Annotated in this window: 1 protein-coding gene; it reads right to left on the bottom strand. The window is 61.2% G+C overall.

The genetic code is table 11. From position 1 onward, the window contains the following. The coding region (bamA, locus tag ABE456_RS28450; protein WP_346646902.1) for an outer membrane protein assembly factor BamA at positions 1-907 on the bottom strand (907 nt) is incomplete at both ends.

Genomic DNA, 907 nt, shown 5'->3' with positions numbered 1-907 from the left:
CCTGGTCGTTCGGCTGTGGCACGCCGTTGACGTTGGCGAAGGTATAGCCTTCGTTACCCAGGCGGCGGGTGATCAGCTCGGACGTGGTGGTCATCACCTTGCGCGAGAATACCTGGCCCGGCTGCACCAGCAGCAGCGACTTGACCTGGTCTTCCGGCACTTTCAGGTCACCGGACAGCTTCACGTCGCGAACGGTGTACTTCTCGCCTTCGTTGATGTTGACGGTGATGTAGACGTGCTTCTTGTCCGGGGGGATGGACACCTGGGTGGAGGCGATGTCCATGTTGATGTAGCCGCGGTCCAGGTAGTAGGAACGCAGGCGCTCCAGGTCACCGGAGAGTTTTTCGCGGGCGTACTTGTCGTCGTTCTTGAAGAACGACAGCCAGTTGGTGGTCTTCAGCTCGAACAGCTGGCCCAGGGTTTCATCGTCGAACACGTTGTTGCCAACGATGTTGATGTGCTGGATGGCGGCGACGGTGCCTTCGTTGATCTTGATCTTCAACGCCACGCGGTTGCGCGGCTGCGGCACCACTTCAGCGTCAACCTCGGCCGAGTAGCGGCCCTGGGCCACGTACTGGCGCTGCAGCTCGTTACGCACACCTTCAAGGGTGGCACGCTGGAAGATCTCGCCTTCGGCCAGGCCCGATTGCTTCAGGCCCTTCATCAGGTCTTCGGTGCTGATCGCCTTGTTGCCTTCGATCTCGATGCTCGACACCGAGGGGCGCTCGACCACGTTGATGATCAGGACGTTGCCATCGCGGTTCAGCTGGATGTCCTGGAAGAAACCGGTCTTGAACAGGGAACGGGTAGAGTCGACCAGGCGGCGGTCATCGGCCTGGTCGCCGACGTTCAGCGGCAAGGCACCGAAGACACTGCCGGCGGAAACCCGCTGCAGGCCGTTGACGCG

Origin of the sequence: Pseudomonas sp. TWI929 (genome assembly GCF_039673335.1) — a bacterium.
In the GTDB taxonomy this organism is placed as follows: Bacteria; Pseudomonadota; Gammaproteobacteria; order Pseudomonadales; family Pseudomonadaceae; genus Aquipseudomonas.
This window is presented reverse-complemented; position numbering and strand designations above follow the sequence as displayed.